The following is a 15,320-nucleotide window of genomic DNA, read 5'->3' on the forward strand; positions in this document are numbered from 1 at the left end:
GTGAAAGCATTGCAAGGCGTTGAAGGTCATGTGGAGTGGGTTGAAGAGCCAAGTCCGGCCTGTGATGTAGGGCAAGTTCGCATTCGTGTGGCGGCTGCGGGGCTCAATCGTGCCGACCTGCTGCAGCGAGCCGGACTCTATCCTCCGCCTCCGGGAGCCAGCTCGATCCTGGGCCTTGAGTGCTCGGGGATTATCAGCGAAGTAGGCCCGGGTTCGTCCTGGCAGATCGGAGATCGGGTGTGCGCGCTGCTGGCCGGTGGCGGCATGGCCGAGGAAGTGGTAGTGGATGCGCGCCATGTGCTGCCGGTGCCTGAGGGCCTGTCCCTGGTCGAAGCGGCGGCATTGCCCGAGGTCTACGCCACGGCCTGGCTCAACCTGTTCCAACTGGCGGCGCTCAAGCCCGGGGAGAAGGTGCTGTTGCACGCCGGGGCCAGTGGTGTCGGTTCGGCCGCCATTCAATTGTGCAAGGCGTTCGGTAATCCGTGTTGGGTCAGTGTCGGTTCCGCTGATCGCCTGGCCTATTGCGAAAGCCTGGGGGCCCAGGGCGGCGTGGTGCGTACCGATGGCCTGGAGGCGCTGCGGGACTTTGGCCCGTTCGATGTGGTTCTTGATCCGGTGGGGGCCAATTACGCGGCCGACAACCTCAAGTTGCTGGCGGTGGATGGGCGTTGGGTGTTGATCGGCTTGATGGGGGGGCGTGAAGCGCAACTGGATTTGGCCCAGGTTCTGGCCAGGCGCATCCAGTTGCTCGGCTCGACCCTGCGCAGCCGCAACGAGCAGTTCAAGGCCGATCTGCTGAGCGACCTCGGGCAAAATGTCTGGCCGCTGTTTACTGAGGGACGTCTGAGTCCGCAGTTGGCCAAGACCTTTCCGATTCAGGACGCTGAAGTCGCCTTTGCCGAACTGGCGACCAATAAGGTGTCGGGCAAGCTGGTGCTGGTGATTGACCCCAGCCTGAACTGAGCCCTGTAGGAGCTGACCTGCCGGATAAGGCGATTGAGTTCGCTGGCAAGCCAGCTCCTACACAAGCCAGCTCCGGGGTTCTCGGGGGCAGGTCACTTCCAGTGATGGATCCGCCAGCCGGCTTTTTCTGCGTGCTCACGCAATACCGGGTCCGGGTTCACCACTTGCGGATGATCCACTCGCAGCAGCAACGGCAGGTCGTTGCGCGAGTCGGAGTAGAAGGTCGCGCCTTCCAGGTTTTCCTCCTCGGCATCCAGCCATTCCAGCAGGCGGGTGATCTTGCCTTCGCGGTAAGTCAGGGTGCCAACGGTGCGGCCGCTGTAGGCCCCATGTTGCACCTCCAGCTCGATGCCTAGCACTTCGTCGATGCCCAGGCGGGCCGCAATCGGTTTCACCAGATGGGTGCCCGAGGCCGAGATCACCAGGATCCGGTCGCCGGCCTGGCGATGGGCGGCGATGGCTTTGCAGGCATCGCTGAAGATGATCGGTTCGATCACCTCTTCCACCCAGGGCTCGACCAAGTGCGCGACTTCCTCCGGTGTACGCCCGGTCATGGGCTCCAGGCTGAAATCCATGAATTCCTCCATGGCCAGCTTGCCGTGGCTGTAGGCGTCCATCAGCTCATGGTTGCGGCGCATGAACGATTCGCTGTCGACCCAGCCCAGGCGGCCCATCTGCTCGCTCCAGAGGGTGGCGCAGTCGCCGTGAATCAGGGTTTCGTCCAGATCAAAAATTGCCAGGGCCATCAGTACCGCTCTCTCTTCAGGATCAATTGCGTGAATGCCATCAGGCTACCTCACACAGGGCTGCCGGATCGATGGTCAATGCCAGGCGCTGGCCGTCTGCATGAAGGTCATCGGCCGAGCGGTTGAGTACATCCACCACCAGTTCCACGCCACGGGCTTCGATCCGGTAGCGGATCACATTGCCCAGCAGGCTGTGACTGCGCACCAGGGCATCCAACTGGCCTTCCTTGCGCAGTTCGATGGCTTCCGGGCGAATGGCGATGCGCCCGTTGACCGGCCGTTGTAGCAGCTTGCTGGCGCTTTCGGCGTCCAGCAGGTTGTAGTTGCCGATAAAGCCCGCGGCGAAGGCATCCACGGGGGCGGTGTAGAGGGTTTCGGCGTCGCCGCTCTGGACGATCTTGCCCTGGTTCATCAGGAAGATCCGGTCGGACATGGTCAGCGCTTCTTCCTGGTCGTGGGTGACGAAGATGGTCGTCAGTCCCAGCTCCCGCTGAATGTTGCGGATCTGTTCACGCAGATGCTTGCGGATCCGCGCGTCCAGGGCCGACAGCGGTTCGTCCAGCAACAGCAGGCGCGGTCGGGTCACCAGAGAGCGGGCCAGGGCCACGCGCTGGCACTGGCCGCCGGACAGTTGATGGGGGTAGCGGCTGGCGTAGTCGTTGAGCTCCACCAGTTGCAGGGCTTCCTGCACGCGCTTGTGGCTGTCGTCGGCGTTGACCTTCTGCATGCGCAGGCCAAAGGCCACGTTCTGTTCCACGGTCATGTTGGGAAACAGCGCGTAGCTCTGGAACACCATGCCGATCCCGCGTTTCTGAGGGCTCAGGGGCACGATGTCCTGGCCGTCGAGAAGGATCTTGCCGCCGTCCACCGGGGTCAGCCCGGCGATGCAGCGCAGCAGGGTGGATTTGCCGCAGCCGGACGGGCCCAGGAGGGTGACGAACTCGCCTTTGCGAATCTCGCAATTGATGTCGCTGAACACTGTGGTGCCGGCGTAGTGCTTTTGCAGGTGTTGGACGCTGACGAAGCTCATTGGCTTTTGTCCTTGTTCAAGATGTTGGCGGCCCAGGTCAGAACCAGCACAAAGAAGAAGTAGGAGATCACCAGGGCGCTGGTGAAGTGGCCGCTGCTGTTGCGCATGTTGTTGAGGTAGACCTGCAGGGTTTCATAGCGGGTGCCGACCAGGATGTTGGCGAACACGAACTCGCCGAACAGGAACGAGAACGACAGCAGCAGCGCCACCATCAGGCCCTTGCGCAGGTTGGGCAGGACCACCAGGAAAGCCGCCTGCCAGGTGCTGGCGCCGAGCAGTTGGGCGGCGTCCATCAGGTCGCGGAGGTTGATCGCCTGCAGGTTGTTGGTGATGGCCCGGTACATGAACGGCAGCGCCACGGTGAAGTAGCAGCCGATCAGGATCCAGGGCGTGCCGACCATGGCCAAGGGCCCCGAACCATAGAGCTGCAGCAGGCCCACCGAAGACACCACCGGCGGCACCGCGAAGGGCAGCAGGATCAGGATATTCATCAGCGCATCGAGCTTGGGAAAGTGGTAGTGCACCACGAACAGCAGCGGCAGGATCAACACTACCGAGAGCACCAGCGCGCCGACGCAGACCAGCAGCGACTGGCCGAAGGCGTTGAGAAAGCGCGGGTCGCTCCACAGCTGCAGGTACCACTTGAAGGTCAAGCCGCTGGGCAGGATGGTGGCCGACCAACTGCTGGCGATGGAATAGACAAAGGTCCCCAGCAGCGGCAGCAGCAGGATGGCGAACAGCAAGTAGACCACCACCCGGTGGTAGAGCGCGGCGGAGCCGGGTTCAGCGCGAGACATGGTAGCTCCTCTTCAACAGCAGCTGATGGACGATGGTCACCAGGGTCATCAGTGCCACCAGCACCACGGCCAGGGCGCTGGCCATGTTCGGATCCAGGGAGATGTCCCCGGAAACCATGGCGGCGATACGGATCGGCAACACGTTGAAGTTGCCGGTGGTCAGGGCGTAGACCGTGGCGTAGGCGCCCAGGGCGTTGGCCAGGAGGATGACGAAGGTGCCGAGCAGTGCCGGGGTCAGCACCGGCAGGCCGATATGTCGCCAGAACTGCCAGCCGCTGGCACCCAGCAGCGCGGCGGATTCGCGCCAGTCTTCACGCAGGGCGTCGAAGGCCGGGTAGAGCAGCAGCACGCCCAGGGGAATCTGGAAGTAGGTGTAGAGAATGATCAGCCCGGTCTTGGAGTACAGGTTGAAGTCCTGAATGATCCCCGACTGCTTGAGCATGATGGTGATGGTGCCGTTGAAGCCCAGGAGGATGATGAAGGCAAAGGCCAGGGGCACGCCGGCGAAGTTGCTGGTCATGTTGGCGAAGGCGTTGACGAAGTTGCGCAGCCTGGAGTCCACCCTGCGCAGCGAGTAGCTGCCCAGCACGGCGATGATGATGCCGAACACGCTGGACCAGAAACTGATCTCCAGGCTGTACTGGATGGCCTGCAGATAGAACTTCGAACTGAAGATCTTGCTGAAGTTGGCCAGGCCCCAGCCGAACTCTTCCGACTGCAGGCTGTTGATCAGCACCCATGCCAGCGGGGCGATCTGGAACACGATGAAGAACAGGACAAAGGGCACCAGGCACAGCGCCGCCAGCCATTTGCCGCGGGTCACTGAATTCACTGCAACAGCTCCCGGCAGAAAGGTTTGTCATGGGCTGCGCCCAGCAGTTGGCAGATAGTGCCGCACAGCTCGGTTTGCTTGGGCGTGGCGTTGGGGTCGAGGCTGAAGGCATCGCCGAGCACGAACAGTGGGACTTCCCGCTCCTCGGCCAGCAGGCCATTGTGCGAGCGGTCGTTGTTCATGCCGTGATCGGCCGTCACCAGTACCTGATAGCCGGCATCGAGCCAGCCTTGCAGATAGTCGGCGAGGATGATGTCCGCCGAGCGCGCGCTGTTGCGGTACTGGGCGCTGTCCAGGCCGTGCTTGTGCCCGGCATCGTCGATGTTCATCGGGTGCACCAGGAGCAGGTTCGGCTGATGACGCAGCCGCAGGTTCTCCGCATCGGCGAACAGGTGGGAATCGGGGTAGTGATCGCTCCAGTAGAAGTGGCCGTACTGGATCGGCAGTTCCGGGTTGACGGTATGGCGGTCGCGGGGAGCGTTGAACGGGCTCTGGTTGTAGAGTTCGCTGACCCAGTGGTAAGCCGCCGCGGCCGTGCTCAGGCCGGCCTCGCGGGCGTAGTGGAACAGGCTGCGCTGGTTGGACAGGCGCGAGATCTGGTTGTGCACGATGCCGCTGTCGATTGGTGCGACGCCGGTGAGGATGCACTCGTACAGGGGGCGGGACAGGGCCGGCAACTCGCATTGCAACTTGTACAGGGCGGCGCGGCCTGCGCCGACGTAGGCTTGCAGATGGCCCATGGCGTGTCGGGCCACTTCGTGGTTGAGGCCGTCGAGCACCACAAGAATGACGTTGTGCTTCATGAACGGGGGGACTCCGGGATCAGGCAGCGCGTGGAGCCTGCAGGAGCGGCCGGACGGCACTGCGTTTGCCGGCGAAGGTATCTGCACCTTCGTGCAGGCCTGCGCCGGCAAGCCGGCTCCTACGACTGATACAGCGTTATGGCATGTTGATGATCACTTCTTCCTGCCACTTCTGCGGCAGGGCCTTGGAGGTTTTCTCCCAGGCATCGGCGTCCTTGATCGGCGTCACGTGCTTGTACTGCTCGTTGGGCAGCAGGTTGGCCTGCACGTCCGCCGGCAGGGTCAGGTGTTCGGCGCGAATCGGCCGGGCATTGCCGCGGGCCAGGTTGGTCTGGCCGGCATCGCTGAAAATGTATTCGCGGGCCAGCTTGGCGGCGTTGGGGTGCTTGGCGTACTTGTTGATGATGGTGGTGTAGCCGGAAATCACCGAGCCATCGGACGGGATCAGCACTTCGTAGTCGTCCTTGTTGACCATCTTGTTGCGGTAGCTCAGGCCGTTGAAGTCCCAGACCACGCCGACTTCCACTTCACCCTTTTCCATGGTGGCGATGGTCGGGTTGGCCAGGGACAGGCGACCCTGCTTGGCGATCTCGGCGAACATCAGCAGCGCCGGCTGGATGTTCTTCTCGTCGCCACCCTTGGCGATGGCGGCGGCCAGTACGCCGTTGGCGGCCTGGGCGGCGGTGCTCACGTCACCGATGGAAACCTTGTACTTGCCTTTTTCCAGGTCGGCCCAGCTCTTGGGTGCGTCAGAGCCGTGCAGCAGCTTCTTGTTGATGATGAAGGCGATGGTCCCGGTATAGGCCAGCGCCCAGTTGCCGTCCTTGTCCTTGGCCCAGTCCGGGACCTGGGCCCAGGTGCTTGGCTTGTAAGGCTGGACCACGCCCTGCTTGACCGCTATCGGGCCAAAGGCCGCGCCCACGTCGCCGATGTCGGCGCTGGCGTTGTCTTTCTCGGCGGCGAACTTGGCGATCTCCTGGGCCGAGCTCATGTCGGTATCGATGTGCTTGAGGCCGTAGGTTTTCGCCAGGTCTTCCCAGGTGCCTTTCCAGTTGGCCCAGTCATCGGGCATGCCGACGCTGTTGACCGCGCCTTCTGCTTTCGCAGCGGCTTCCAGGGTTTTCAAATCGTTATCAGCAGCCATGGCGGCGGTGCACAGGGCAATGGTCGAGCCTAACAGTGATGCCAGGAAAAGCTGTTTCATCCGAAGCTCCTTTGGGCGTGTTCAACGCTGCGTTGTTATCGACGGTCTTGCGGTGGGTTGGTCTAGGTCAGCAATACCTGAGCCAATTTAGGCGTGTTGGATGACACTTTGATGTCGGTGCCAACGGTCGGCGCATGGATTCGGGCGCAGGTCCGGCGCTGCGAAATAAGCGTAGACCATGACCAAACACCCGTTCTGCAAGGTTCTGGCGGGCAATTTGCAGGTTCGCCAGGGGGCCGCTCGGCGGCTTTGTCATCTCTCAGTCATATGCATTGCCTAGGCTTTGGACACGGCTGCAGAGCGCTGTCCCGACCACTGCGCTGCCCTGAAACAGTGCTGGTCTAGTCCAGATAGGTAACGTTGATGCGTATTGATGCAACCAAAGCGGTGACAGCCATCGGCCAGGTCCTGCAGGAACAGATCGCCCACGGTCTGTTGGCGCCGGGCAGCAAGCTGCCGGCCGAGCGCAAGCTCAGCGAACTGTTCGCCACCACCCGCATCACCGTGCGCGAGGCCTTGCTGCAATTGGAGGCCCAGGGGCAGATCTACCGCGAGGAGCGCCGGGGCTGGTTCGTTTCGCCGCCGCGGCTGGCCTACAACCTGATGCAGCGTAGCCATTTCCACGCCATGGTCAGTGCCCAGGGGCGAGTGCCTTCCACCGAGGTGATTTCGGCGCGGCTGCAACCGGCTTCGGCGGCGGTCTGCGCCTGGCTGCAGCTGCCGGCGCTGTCCAGCGTGATCCAGATCTGCCGGGTGCGGCGCATCGACGAGCGGCTGGTGCTGTACGTCGAGCACTACCTGAATCCCAAGTACTTTCCGCACATTCTCGAGCTGGACCTGAACCAGTCGATCACCGAGCTTTATGCCCGGCATTACGACCTGCATTACGGAAGGGTGCGCTTCGAGATCGTGCCCACTTCATTGCAGCCGGAAGCGGCGGCGGCCTTGAAGGTCTCGGTGGGCAGTCCCGGGCTGCGCATCGCCCGGGTCAACTATGACCAGCACGAGCGGCTGATCGATTGTGATCTGGAGTTCTGGCGGCATGACGCGATTCATGTCGGCGTTGACGTGCTGTAGGCGAGCCGGGCCGGTTGATCGCTTTCGTCGGCCAGCCGGCTCCTACAGGGTCATTGTTTTTCCGGGGTGCTGCCGGGGGTGATCACCTGGATGCTCATGCGCGGGGTGGCCAGGTCCAGCCCGGCTTCGTCCAGGTGGCGCTTGAGGGACAGGTTGAAAGCCCGTGACACTTCCCATTGCTTGATCGGCGCAGTCTTGAAGCGAGCCCGGAGGATGGCGCTGCCGGACTCGAAGCTTTCCACGCCCTGAATCTCCAGCGGTGACCAGATATTGCGCCGCTGCAAGGGATCGGTGCGCATTTTCTGGCCGACATCGCGCATCAGCTTGATCGCGTCGTCGATCTCCATGTTGTAGGGAATCGCCACGCGGAAGATCGCGTAGCCGAATTCCCGGGAGTAGTTCTTGATGCTCTTGATCTCGCTGAACGGGATGGTGTGCACGATGCCGTCGATGTCCCGCAGGCGCACGGTGCGGATGGTCAGGCCTTCGACAGTGCCCAGGTGGCCGCCGACATCCACGTAATCGTCGATGGCCAGGGAGTCCTCGATGATGATGAACAGGCCGGTGATCAGGTCCGCCACCAGGGACTGGGCGCCGAAACCGATGGCCAGGCCGATGACACCGGCACCGGCCAGCAGCGGCGTGACGTTCATGCCCATGTTGGCCAGGGCGACGATGGTGGCAATGATGAAGATCGCCACGAACAGCACGTTGCGGATCAGCGGCATCATGGTTTGCGCGCGGGCATTGGCCAGCCCCTTGCGCGAGCGGGTCAGGGCGTGATGCACCGCGGTGTCGCTGAGAATCCAGATCAGCCAGGCGAAGATCAGGGTGCCGCCGAGGCTGAACAGCTTGACGCTGACTTCATGGCCGTCGCCTTCGGTAAAGCGGATCAGCGACATGCCCCAGACCCGCAGGCCCAGTTCGATGAACGCCAGCCACACCGCCAGGTGAGCCAGGGTATAGAAGAAGCTTTTCAGGCGCTCGGAGTACAGCGCGTGGCGTTTGTGCCCACGTTGCGGCTTGAGCGCGTGGCGCCGCACCAGGCCGTTGATCACCATGCACAGCACCAACAGCACGGTGCACAGCAGGGACTGGCGCAGGGCGGTGCTGGTATCGCCGGCCGAGACAAAGGTGGCGAACAGCGAAATGCCCACCAGCACCAGGGCCGGCAGGTACCAGAAGGTGCCGATGATTTCGATGGTGTCGCTCAGGGCCCGGCGGGTCAGGCGCCGGGACAGCGGCTGGTTGCGGATCAGGTGGGCGATGGGCCGGCGAAAACGCAGGATGAACACCCCGGTGGACAACGCCGCCATCACATTGGCGAAGGTCGCCGCGGTATGCGCCAGGTGCTGGCCGAGGCTGGCCACCATGCGCGGGTCGCTCAGGGCTTCGCCGAAAGCGGCGAAGCTGCCGATCCACCACAGCGGGCGGAAGGCCTGGCGGCGCAGGATGTACAGCGCGCGATGGCGGTTCGGGCCATCGAGCACGGAAAACGCCACCACGCAGATCGCCGAGAAGCAGGTACCCACCACCAGCGCGTAGGCCAGGACCATGGCCAGGTCCTTGCCCAGGGAAGAGGGCAGGGAGTAGGTCAGGTACACGGTGATCAGCAGGGCGATCAGCCAGGGGCCGAGCTTGCGTAGGGCGAAACGCAGCAAGTCCCAGGTCTTGGGATGCTGGGGCAGTTCGTCGGTGAGGCCAAAACGCAGGCGCACCCGGTGACTGAGCCAGATCAAAGCCGCCGCCAGCAGGCTCCAGACCATGAGGATCAAGGCAAAGGCAAAGATGATCGGCAGCCATTGGCTGGCCGGCAGCATCAGCGCCGCCAGTTCTTCCTGGGCCAGATCGAACTCGTCCGTCCAGCGGTTGACCGGACTGTCGGCGCCGGAAAACTGCTTCTCAAGACTGCTCAGGGTGCCGCCGATCAAGCCCAGTACGCCTTCCTCGGGGGTGGGCTGAGCTTTTTTCGTGGCGTCCCGGAGCTTTTTCAGGTCTGCCAGCAGCTTGGCCCGCTGCTGGTCGTTCTCCAGGGACTTGATGACCTCATCCAGGGATTGCCCCAGGGGTTCCTCGGCCTGGGGCTGCGCCTTGGTCTGGTTACCCAGCAGGCCTGGCAGGCCCACCGCCTGAGCGCTGCTCAGCGGCAGCAGGGTCAGCAGGCAGACGAGTGCATAGCAGGGCAGGGCGAAAAGACGAGCAAACACTGGGTGGTCAACCTCGCAGACAAACGGATCGACCGAGTGTACGAGGCCACCAAATTCAATGCGAGGGCAGGTGCTGCATTTATTCCGCGAGTTTGGCGAGGATCTTGTACACCACGGTTCCGAGAATCAGCAGCATGCCGATCCACATGCTGAACACCCCGAGGTTCTTGTCCCGGAAATTGAAGCCGATGGCCAACAGGATCATGCCCGAGAGAATCGGGATGAGCATGGAATGGAACGAAGACATCGAGATCATGGCGACGGCCTTGTCAGAAGAGGTACTTATCAGTCTAGGTCGCTTTGTCGCGACCTGGGTTGATGTGTATCAGAAGCCGGCGGGCGTGGAGGTCCACGCCCGCCGCATGCCTTAGGGCAGTTCGTGGCTGGCGTAGAAGGCGCTCAGCACTTTCACCAGGTGGGCCAGGTCATGACTGCCGCACAGTTCGCGGATCGAATGCATGGCGAAGGTCGGCAGGCCGATATCCACGGTGCGCACCCCCAGGTGGCTGGCGGTGATCGGGCCGATGGTCGAGCCGCAGCCCATGTCGCTGCGCACCACGAAGCTCTGTACCGGCACTTCTTCGGCCATGCACAGGTGGCGGAAGAAACCGGCGGTTTCGCTGTTGGTGGCGTAACGTTGATTGCTGTTGACCTTGATCACCGGGCCGGCGTTGAGTTTCGGGCCGTGGTTGGCGTCGTGCTTGTCCGCGTAGTTGGGGTGCACGCCGTGGGCGTTGTCGGCGGACACCAGCAGCGATTTCTGGATGGTGCGCACGAACTCGTCGCCTTCGGGCAGCAGGCGACGCAAGGTCTGTTCGAGCATCGGGCCGTCGGCGCCGCAGGCCGAGCAGGAGCCCACTTCCTCGTGGTCGTTGCACACCAGTACGCAGGTTTCGTCGCTGTCGGCGTTCAACAGGGCCTGCAATCCGGCGTAGCAGGACAGCAGGTTGTCCAGGCGCGCACCGGCAATGAAATCGCCGTGCAGGCCGATTACCGCCGCGCTCTGGGTGTCATAGAAGCTCAACTCGTAGTCCAGCACCACGTCGGCGTTCAGGCCGTGTTCCCGAGCCAGCTGGTCGGTCAGGACCGCACGGAAATCCACCCGCTCGTCGCCGGCGAACTGGGCCAGGATCGGCGGCAGTTCATTCTGTGCATTGATTGCCCAGCCCTGGTTGGCTTCCCGGTTGAGGTGAATGGCCAGGTTGGGAATGATCGCGATCGGTGCCTTGAAATCGATCAGTTGGCTTTCCACCTTGCCATCGCGACGGAAGGTCACGCGGCCGGCCAGGGACAGGTCGCGGTCGAACCAGGGGGCCAGCAGCGCGCCGCCGTAGACTTCCACGCCCAGCTGCCAGAAGCCCTGGCGCTGCAGTTCCGGCTGCGGCTTGACCCGCAGGCACGGACTGTCGGTGTGTGCGCCCACCAGGCGGATGCCGCCTTGCAACGGCGAGTGCCGCCCCAGCTTGAAGGCGACGATAGAGGAGTCGTTACGAGTGACGTAGTAACGACCGTTGGCCTCGGTGGTCCATGGCTCGCGCTCGTCGAGGCGTTGATAACCGGCCGCTTCCAGACGTTGAACAAGGCTGGCAGTGGCATGGAAAGGGGTAGGGGAGGCCTTGAGGAAGTCGATCAGGCCTTGGTTCAACTCTTCGCGCATAAGTAGCTCCAGACAGCAGTGGCGCGAGTTTAACGTATTGGATCGTGGCGATGGGCAAGAGCGTTTGAAGCAGGTCGTCCATTGACAGCAGAACTCGCTTCAATGCTTGGCTGACGCCAGCTGTTCGCGCAGAAAATTCAAGATGCCCTGTTGGTCTTCCTGGCGGGTGGGGCTGGGCAATACCTTTGGCCAGGAGCCACTGTCGAGATTCAGCAGTCGTTGTTGTTTTTGCGGATCCCAGCGTCCGATCTCCCGGGACGCGTTTTTCCACCACTCGTGCCTACAGGCCAAGTGGTAAGGATTGCTCGACAGTTCGTTTCCATAATGCAGGTCCCGGGCAATCTTCTTTAGCTCACCGTCGAGTTTTCGTAGGCGCCACTTGATTTGAAGTTGTTTCCAGAGAGCGGGTTCGGGTACCTGGCGTGGAACCTCTCGAGATAACGAGATCAGTTCAGAACGATAGTCTTCGCCGTAAAGTTCGAAAAAGCGCGCCTGCATCGTGTGGAAGAAACGCTTTTTGGCAAAGTAGTGATAAACGTACTTCTTGGTTTCTTGCACGGGCAAGTCACGCATTGCAAATGACAAGGCAATCTGTTCGATCGTGTGAATATCGAACGGGGCCTGAGTCCACTCATCGATATAACCGATGGACTTTTCCAGCAGTGGCGTATCGCTGTTGGTCAGTCCGCACAGGCCACTGTTGTAGAGCTTGAAGTCACTGTCGGGTCTTACGCCATGCGTTTGCAGGCATGCACCGAGCTTGAGGTAATTCTGGCGCGTACTCACATCTCGCCAATGGTATTCAAACTCATCCATCAAGTAGTTCTGAGGACTGATCTTTTTCAGCAGCAGATGAGGGTTTTTCAGAAAGAGCGTATCGGTGTCTGCGAAAAGGGTTTTTTCCGCGAGTTTAAGTCCGACGGCCATGGCACAGGCCTTGCGCCGGTGGTGATAGCCGTTATGGCCTTGCCATTGATGCAGGATTTCTTCGTTCAAAGCGACGATATCTACCGGCCAGCCAACATAGTCCTGGGGGCGGTCGGTCATTATCCTGATGCACAGCGACTCTCCGTTATTCAAAAGGCTAAGTGCTGTAAGGATGCTGAATTTGACTTCGCGCCGATAAACCTCGTGGTTACCGTAAACCAGATAGAGCAACTGCTCTGGGGTTTTTACCAGGGAGTGCGGGGCAAGTGCTGCTATGCACGTCATCGGTCAAGTGTCCTTACTGAGGGCGCGGGCTGAACAGGTTGTTATCAAAATGGCGCAGGGCAGTCGAAGCGCAGGCGTTCGCCGGTCTGCGGATGGGTGAAGCTGAGCATGCTGGCGTGCAGGCACAGGCGCGGCCAGGCAGCCAGGGCTTGCGGGTGGGCGTAGAGGCCGTCACCCAGGAGCGGATGCCCGATGGACAGCATGTGTACCCGCAGTTGATGGGAGCGTCCGGTGATCGGCGTCAGTTCGACCCGGCACCAGTCGCCGCAGCGCTCCAGCACGCGCCAGAAGGTCAGGGCGTGCTTGCCGAATTCGTGATCCACCACGTGCCGGGGCTTGGTTGGCGGGTCATAACGCAGGGGCAGGTCGATGCTGCCGCTGTCCAGTTCCGGCTGGCCCCAGCACAGGGCTGTGTAGGCTTTTTCGGTTTCACGGTCGTGAAACTGCCGCGACAGCTCGCGATGAGTGTCCGGGTCCCGAGCCAGGAGAATGATGCCGGAGGTTTCCCAGTCCAGTCGGTGGACGATCCGGGCTTCGGGGTAACCATTTTCCTGCAGGCGGGTGATCAGGCAGTCCTTGTTGTCGTCGGCGCGACCGGGGACGGAAAGCAGCAGGGTAGGTTTGTTCACCACCAGGACGGCAGCGTCCTGATGCAGGATGTGGATATTCGACAACGGCATTAAAACAGCCTCGTAACAAACGCCAACGGCGGCTCGCCGACCCCATTCAATGCATGAGGCCTGCGAGCCGCCGTGGCTCCTGGCGGATCAATCAGCGATCAGGCAGGGTGATATTGAGTTCCAGGATCGAGCAACTGCCCTGGTTTTCCAGAGCGACGTGCACGTCGTCGGACCCGATATTGACGTACTTGCGGATTACTTCCACCAGTTCCTTCTGCAAGGCGGGCAAGTAATCGGGGGTGCTGCGCTGGCCGCGTTCATGCGCCACGATGATCTGTAGACGCTCTTTCGCTACCGACGCGGTGCTGACCTTTTTGCTGGCACGAAAGAAGTCAAAAAGATTCATTATCTACCTCCAAACAGACGCTCGAAGAATCCCTTCTTCTCGACATCAAGGAACCGGTGTTCCACGGTTTTGCCCAGCAGACGATCGACCGCGTCGCTGTAGGCCTGGCCCGCATCACTCTGGTCGTCGAGAATCACCGGCACGCCCTGGTTGGAGGCCTTGAGTACCGCCTGGGATTCGGGAATCACGCCCAGCAGGGTCACTGCGAGAATTTCTTTGACGTCTTCAACGCCGAGCATTTCGCCATTGCTGACGCGCTCCGGGTTGTAGCGGGTCAGCAGCAGGTGCTCCTTGATCGCATCTTCGCCTTTTTCGGCGCGGCGGGATTTGCTGGCCAGCAGGCCGAGCATGCGGTCGGAGTCACGGACCGAGGACACTTCAGGGTTGGTCACGACGATGGCTTCGTCGGCGAAGTACATGGCCAGGTGTGCGCCTTTCTCGATACCGGCAGGCGAGTCGCAGACCACGAACTCGAAGGTTTCCTTGAGTTCCATCAGGACTTTTTCCACGCCTTCGAGGGTCAGCGCGTCCTTGTCCCGGGTCTGGCTGGCGGCCAGCACGTAGAGGTTTTCCAGGCGCTTGTCTTTGATCAGGGCTTGCTGCAGGTTGGCTTCGCCGTTCACCACGTTGACGAAGTCATACACCACGCGACGCTCGCAGCCCATGATCAGGTCGAGGTTACGCAGGCCGACGTCGAAGTCGACGATGACTGTTTTGTGACCACGCAGAGCGAGGCCGGTACCGATAGCGGCGCTGGTGGTGGTTTTACCCACACCACCCTTGCCGGATGTAACCACGAGAATCTTGGCCAAGGTGTTTCACCCCTAAGGAAAAAGGACTTTTAGCCCCTGAAAAACATCTCTTGAAAACTACTGCAGTCGGACAGCCTTGGCTGGAGCTCGGTCAGCGGCAGGGTTCATCGTCGATAAACACTGCTGATTGCCAATTTCCTACTTCGTTTGAGCCGTAATCGCTACGTTTTAGAGATGCTTGGAAAATGCGGCAGTATCCGTTAAAGACGTGTGATGTTCAACACGTCACCCGACAGGCTGACCTGGACTCCAGAGCCCCACAAAGGGTCGCGTCGCAGGTCCTCGGAAACCTTGTACTGGCCAGCGATGGAGATCAATTCAGCGCTCAATTGCTGACAGAAAATCCGCGCCTTGGTGTCGCCCTTGACCCCCGCCAGGGCCCGGCCACGCATCGGGCCGTATACATGGATATTGCCATCGGCGAGAAGTTCCGCACCGGGGCTGACCGAGGACACCACCACCAGATCGCCGCCCTGGGCATAGATCTGCTGTCCGCCGCGTACGGGCGAAGTGATGATGCGGGTCGGTTTGACCGTGGGCTCCGGCGGCTTCTCCGGTACTTTCTTGACCTCGCTCTCGGGCGGTTCCAGTGGCCGTTCCCGGGCACCGGAAGGCGGCAGCACCGGTAGATCGACGGCAATCGCCGCGGCAATGTCTTCTATGCGGCTGGCACGAATGGCCAGGGTGCGCAGCCCGTGGTGGCGGCAGACGCGCATCAGCCCGGGCAGATCCACCGAGCCCTCGGCGGCAGGCAGCTTGTCCAGCGCCAGCACCAGCGGCGCGTTGCTGAAGAAGTTCGGGGCCTGGGCGACTTTCGCGGCCAGTTGGCGATCAAGGCCTTCAAGGTCGTTGCGGGCCAGTTCCAGCACCGTGATGGCGAGCATGCTGCCCTTTAACTGGAACACAGGATCTTGGTCTAGCGATTCGGTTTGGCTCATGGTCTGCAGAAGGCGG

16 protein-coding genes are annotated in these 15,320 nt (G+C 61.6%); 2 read left to right on the forward strand and 14 right to left on the reverse strand.

Features of this window, described 5'->3' with window-relative positions; translation table 11 throughout:
* Window positions 1-963, forward strand: a complete 963-nt coding sequence (locus tag DNK59_RS26220; RefSeq protein ID WP_110725113.1) for a zinc-binding dehydrogenase — start codon at window positions 1-3, stop codon at window positions 961-963.
* Between the two features lie 92 nt (window positions 964-1,055).
* Here DNK59_RS26220 and DNK59_RS26225 read toward each other — a convergent pair whose 3' ends face one another.
* From DNK59_RS26225 to DNK59_RS26250, 6 genes are all read right to left on the reverse strand, one after another.
* Window positions 1,056-1,709 carry an HAD family phosphatase gene (locus tag DNK59_RS26225; RefSeq protein WP_092311850.1) on the reverse strand — a complete coding sequence of 218 codons (654 nt, stop codon included), beginning with the start codon at window positions 1,707-1,709 and terminating at the stop codon, window positions 1,056-1,058.
* 40 nt (window positions 1,710-1,749) lie between these two features.
* Window positions 1,750-2,739, reverse strand: coding sequence for an ABC transporter ATP-binding protein (locus DNK59_RS26230; RefSeq protein WP_110725114.1), 990 nt, complete (start codon window positions 2,737-2,739; stop codon window positions 1,750-1,752).
* A complete protein-coding gene (locus DNK59_RS26235; RefSeq protein WP_060840510.1) occupies window positions 2,736-3,536 on the reverse strand; it encodes an ABC transporter permease in 801 nt (266 codons plus the stop codon). Before DNK59_RS26235 ends, DNK59_RS26230 begins: the two co-directional genes overlap by 4 nt.
* Window positions 3,523-4,368, reverse strand: a complete 846-nt coding sequence (locus DNK59_RS26240) for an ABC transporter permease subunit (RefSeq protein WP_110725115.1) — start codon at window positions 4,366-4,368, stop codon at window positions 3,523-3,525. The genes DNK59_RS26235 and DNK59_RS26240 overlap by 14 nt, the downstream gene beginning before the upstream one ends.
* The gene (locus DNK59_RS26245) at window positions 4,365-5,171 is read right to left on the reverse strand and encodes an alkaline phosphatase family protein (RefSeq protein WP_092311856.1); all 807 of its coding nucleotides are present in this window, start codon (window positions 5,169-5,171) and stop codon (window positions 4,365-4,367) included. The genes DNK59_RS26240 and DNK59_RS26245 overlap by 4 nt, the downstream gene beginning before the upstream one ends.
* A 136-nt stretch (window positions 5,172-5,307) precedes the next feature.
* A complete protein-coding gene (locus DNK59_RS26250) occupies window positions 5,308-6,375 on the reverse strand; it encodes an ABC transporter substrate-binding protein (protein WP_110725116.1) in 1,068 nt (355 codons plus the stop codon).
* Window positions 6,376-6,738: 363 nt separating this feature from the next.
* Between DNK59_RS26250 and DNK59_RS26255 the strand changes: the two genes are divergently transcribed.
* Window positions 6,739-7,452 carry a UTRA domain-containing protein gene (locus DNK59_RS26255; RefSeq protein WP_110725117.1) on the forward strand — a complete coding sequence of 238 codons (714 nt, stop codon included), beginning with the start codon at window positions 6,739-6,741 and terminating at the stop codon, window positions 7,450-7,452.
* A gap of 50 nt (window positions 7,453-7,502) precedes the next feature.
* Here the strand turns inward: DNK59_RS26255 and DNK59_RS26260 are convergent, their stop codons facing one another.
* The 8 genes from DNK59_RS26260 to minC form a co-directional block, all read right to left on the reverse strand.
* The gene (locus tag DNK59_RS26260) at window positions 7,503-9,659 is read right to left on the reverse strand and encodes a mechanosensitive ion channel family protein (protein ID WP_110725118.1); all 2,157 of its coding nucleotides are present in this window, start codon (window positions 9,657-9,659) and stop codon (window positions 7,503-7,505) included.
* A gap of 79 nt (window positions 9,660-9,738) precedes the next feature.
* Window positions 9,739-9,915: a hypothetical protein gene (locus DNK59_RS31960; protein WP_177431304.1), complete on the reverse strand. Its 177-nt coding sequence runs from the start codon at window positions 9,913-9,915 to the stop codon at window positions 9,739-9,741.
* Window positions 9,916-10,026: 111 nt separating this feature from the next.
* Window positions 10,027-11,316 (reverse strand): M18 family aminopeptidase, encoded by a 1,290-nt coding sequence (locus DNK59_RS26265; protein WP_110725119.1) that lies wholly within the window; start codon window positions 11,314-11,316, stop codon window positions 10,027-10,029.
* Window positions 11,317-11,415: 99 nt separating this feature from the next.
* Window positions 11,416-12,528: a hypothetical protein gene (locus DNK59_RS26270; RefSeq protein ID WP_110725120.1), complete on the reverse strand. Its 1,113-nt coding sequence runs from the start codon at window positions 12,526-12,528 to the stop codon at window positions 11,416-11,418.
* Between the two features lie 44 nt (window positions 12,529-12,572).
* Window positions 12,573-13,208, reverse strand: a complete 636-nt coding sequence (locus DNK59_RS26275; RefSeq protein WP_060840505.1) for an RluA family pseudouridine synthase — start codon at window positions 13,206-13,208, stop codon at window positions 12,573-12,575.
* Between the two features lie 91 nt (window positions 13,209-13,299).
* A complete protein-coding gene (gene minE / locus DNK59_RS26280) occupies window positions 13,300-13,554 on the reverse strand; it encodes a cell division topological specificity factor MinE (protein WP_007898843.1) in 255 nt (84 codons plus the stop codon).
* Complete coding sequence (minD, locus tag DNK59_RS26285) at window positions 13,554-14,366, reverse strand: septum site-determining protein MinD (RefSeq protein WP_011062650.1); 813 nt, start codon at window positions 14,364-14,366, stop codon at window positions 13,554-13,556. The genes minE and minD overlap by 1 nt, the downstream gene beginning before the upstream one ends.
* Window positions 14,367-14,566: 200 nt before the next feature.
* Entirely contained in the window at window positions 14,567-15,304 is a 738-nt protein-coding gene (minC, locus tag DNK59_RS26290) for a septum site-determining protein MinC (protein ID WP_092311877.1), read from the reverse strand.
* Between the last annotated feature and the right edge of the window lie 16 nt (window positions 15,305-15,320).

Source organism: Pseudomonas sp. TKO26 (genome assembly GCF_003225665.1).
Taxonomy (GTDB): domain Bacteria; phylum Pseudomonadota; class Gammaproteobacteria; order Pseudomonadales; family Pseudomonadaceae; genus Aquipseudomonas; species Aquipseudomonas saponiphila.

What these genes read in the sequence shown, in the direction of transcription:
- DNK59_RS26225 (WP_092311850.1), bottom strand. Translation starts at nt 1,709, where the DNA reads ATGGCCCTGGCAATTTTTGATCTGGACGAAACCCTGATTCACGGCGAC.
- DNK59_RS26230 (WP_110725114.1), bottom strand. Translation starts at nt 2,739, where the DNA reads ATGAGCTTCGTCAGCGTCCAACACCTGCAAAAGCACTACGCCGGCACC.
- DNK59_RS26235 (WP_060840510.1), bottom strand. Translation starts at nt 3,536, where the DNA reads ATGTCTCGCGCTGAACCCGGCTCCGCCGCGCTCTACCACCGGGTGGTG.
- DNK59_RS26245 (WP_092311856.1), bottom strand. Translation starts at nt 5,171, where the DNA reads ATGAAGCACAACGTCATTCTTGTGGTGCTCGACGGCCTCAACCACGAA.
- DNK59_RS26250 (WP_110725116.1), bottom strand. Translation starts at nt 6,375, where the DNA reads ATGAAACAGCTTTTCCTGGCATCACTGTTAGGCTCGACCATTGCCCTG.
- DNK59_RS26255 (WP_110725117.1), top strand. Translation starts at nt 6,739, where the DNA reads ATGCGTATTGATGCAACCAAAGCGGTGACAGCCATCGGCCAGGTCCTG.
- DNK59_RS31960 (WP_177431304.1), bottom strand. Translation starts at nt 9,915, where the DNA reads ATGATCTCGATGTCTTCGTTCCATTCCATGCTCATCCCGATTCTCTCG.
- DNK59_RS26265 (WP_110725119.1), bottom strand. Translation starts at nt 11,316, where the DNA reads ATGCGCGAAGAGTTGAACCAAGGCCTGATCGACTTCCTCAAGGCCTCC.
- DNK59_RS26270 (WP_110725120.1), bottom strand. Translation starts at nt 12,528, where the DNA reads ATGACGTGCATAGCAGCACTTGCCCCGCACTCCCTGGTAAAAACCCCA.
- DNK59_RS26275 (WP_060840505.1), bottom strand. Translation starts at nt 13,208, where the DNA reads ATGCCGTTGTCGAATATCCACATCCTGCATCAGGACGCTGCCGTCCTG.
- minE (WP_007898843.1), bottom strand. Translation starts at nt 13,554, where the DNA reads ATGAATCTTTTTGACTTCTTTCGTGCCAGCAAAAAGGTCAGCACCGCG.
- minC (WP_092311877.1), bottom strand. Translation starts at nt 15,304, where the DNA reads ATGAGCCAAACCGAATCGCTAGACCAAGATCCTGTGTTCCAGTTAAAG.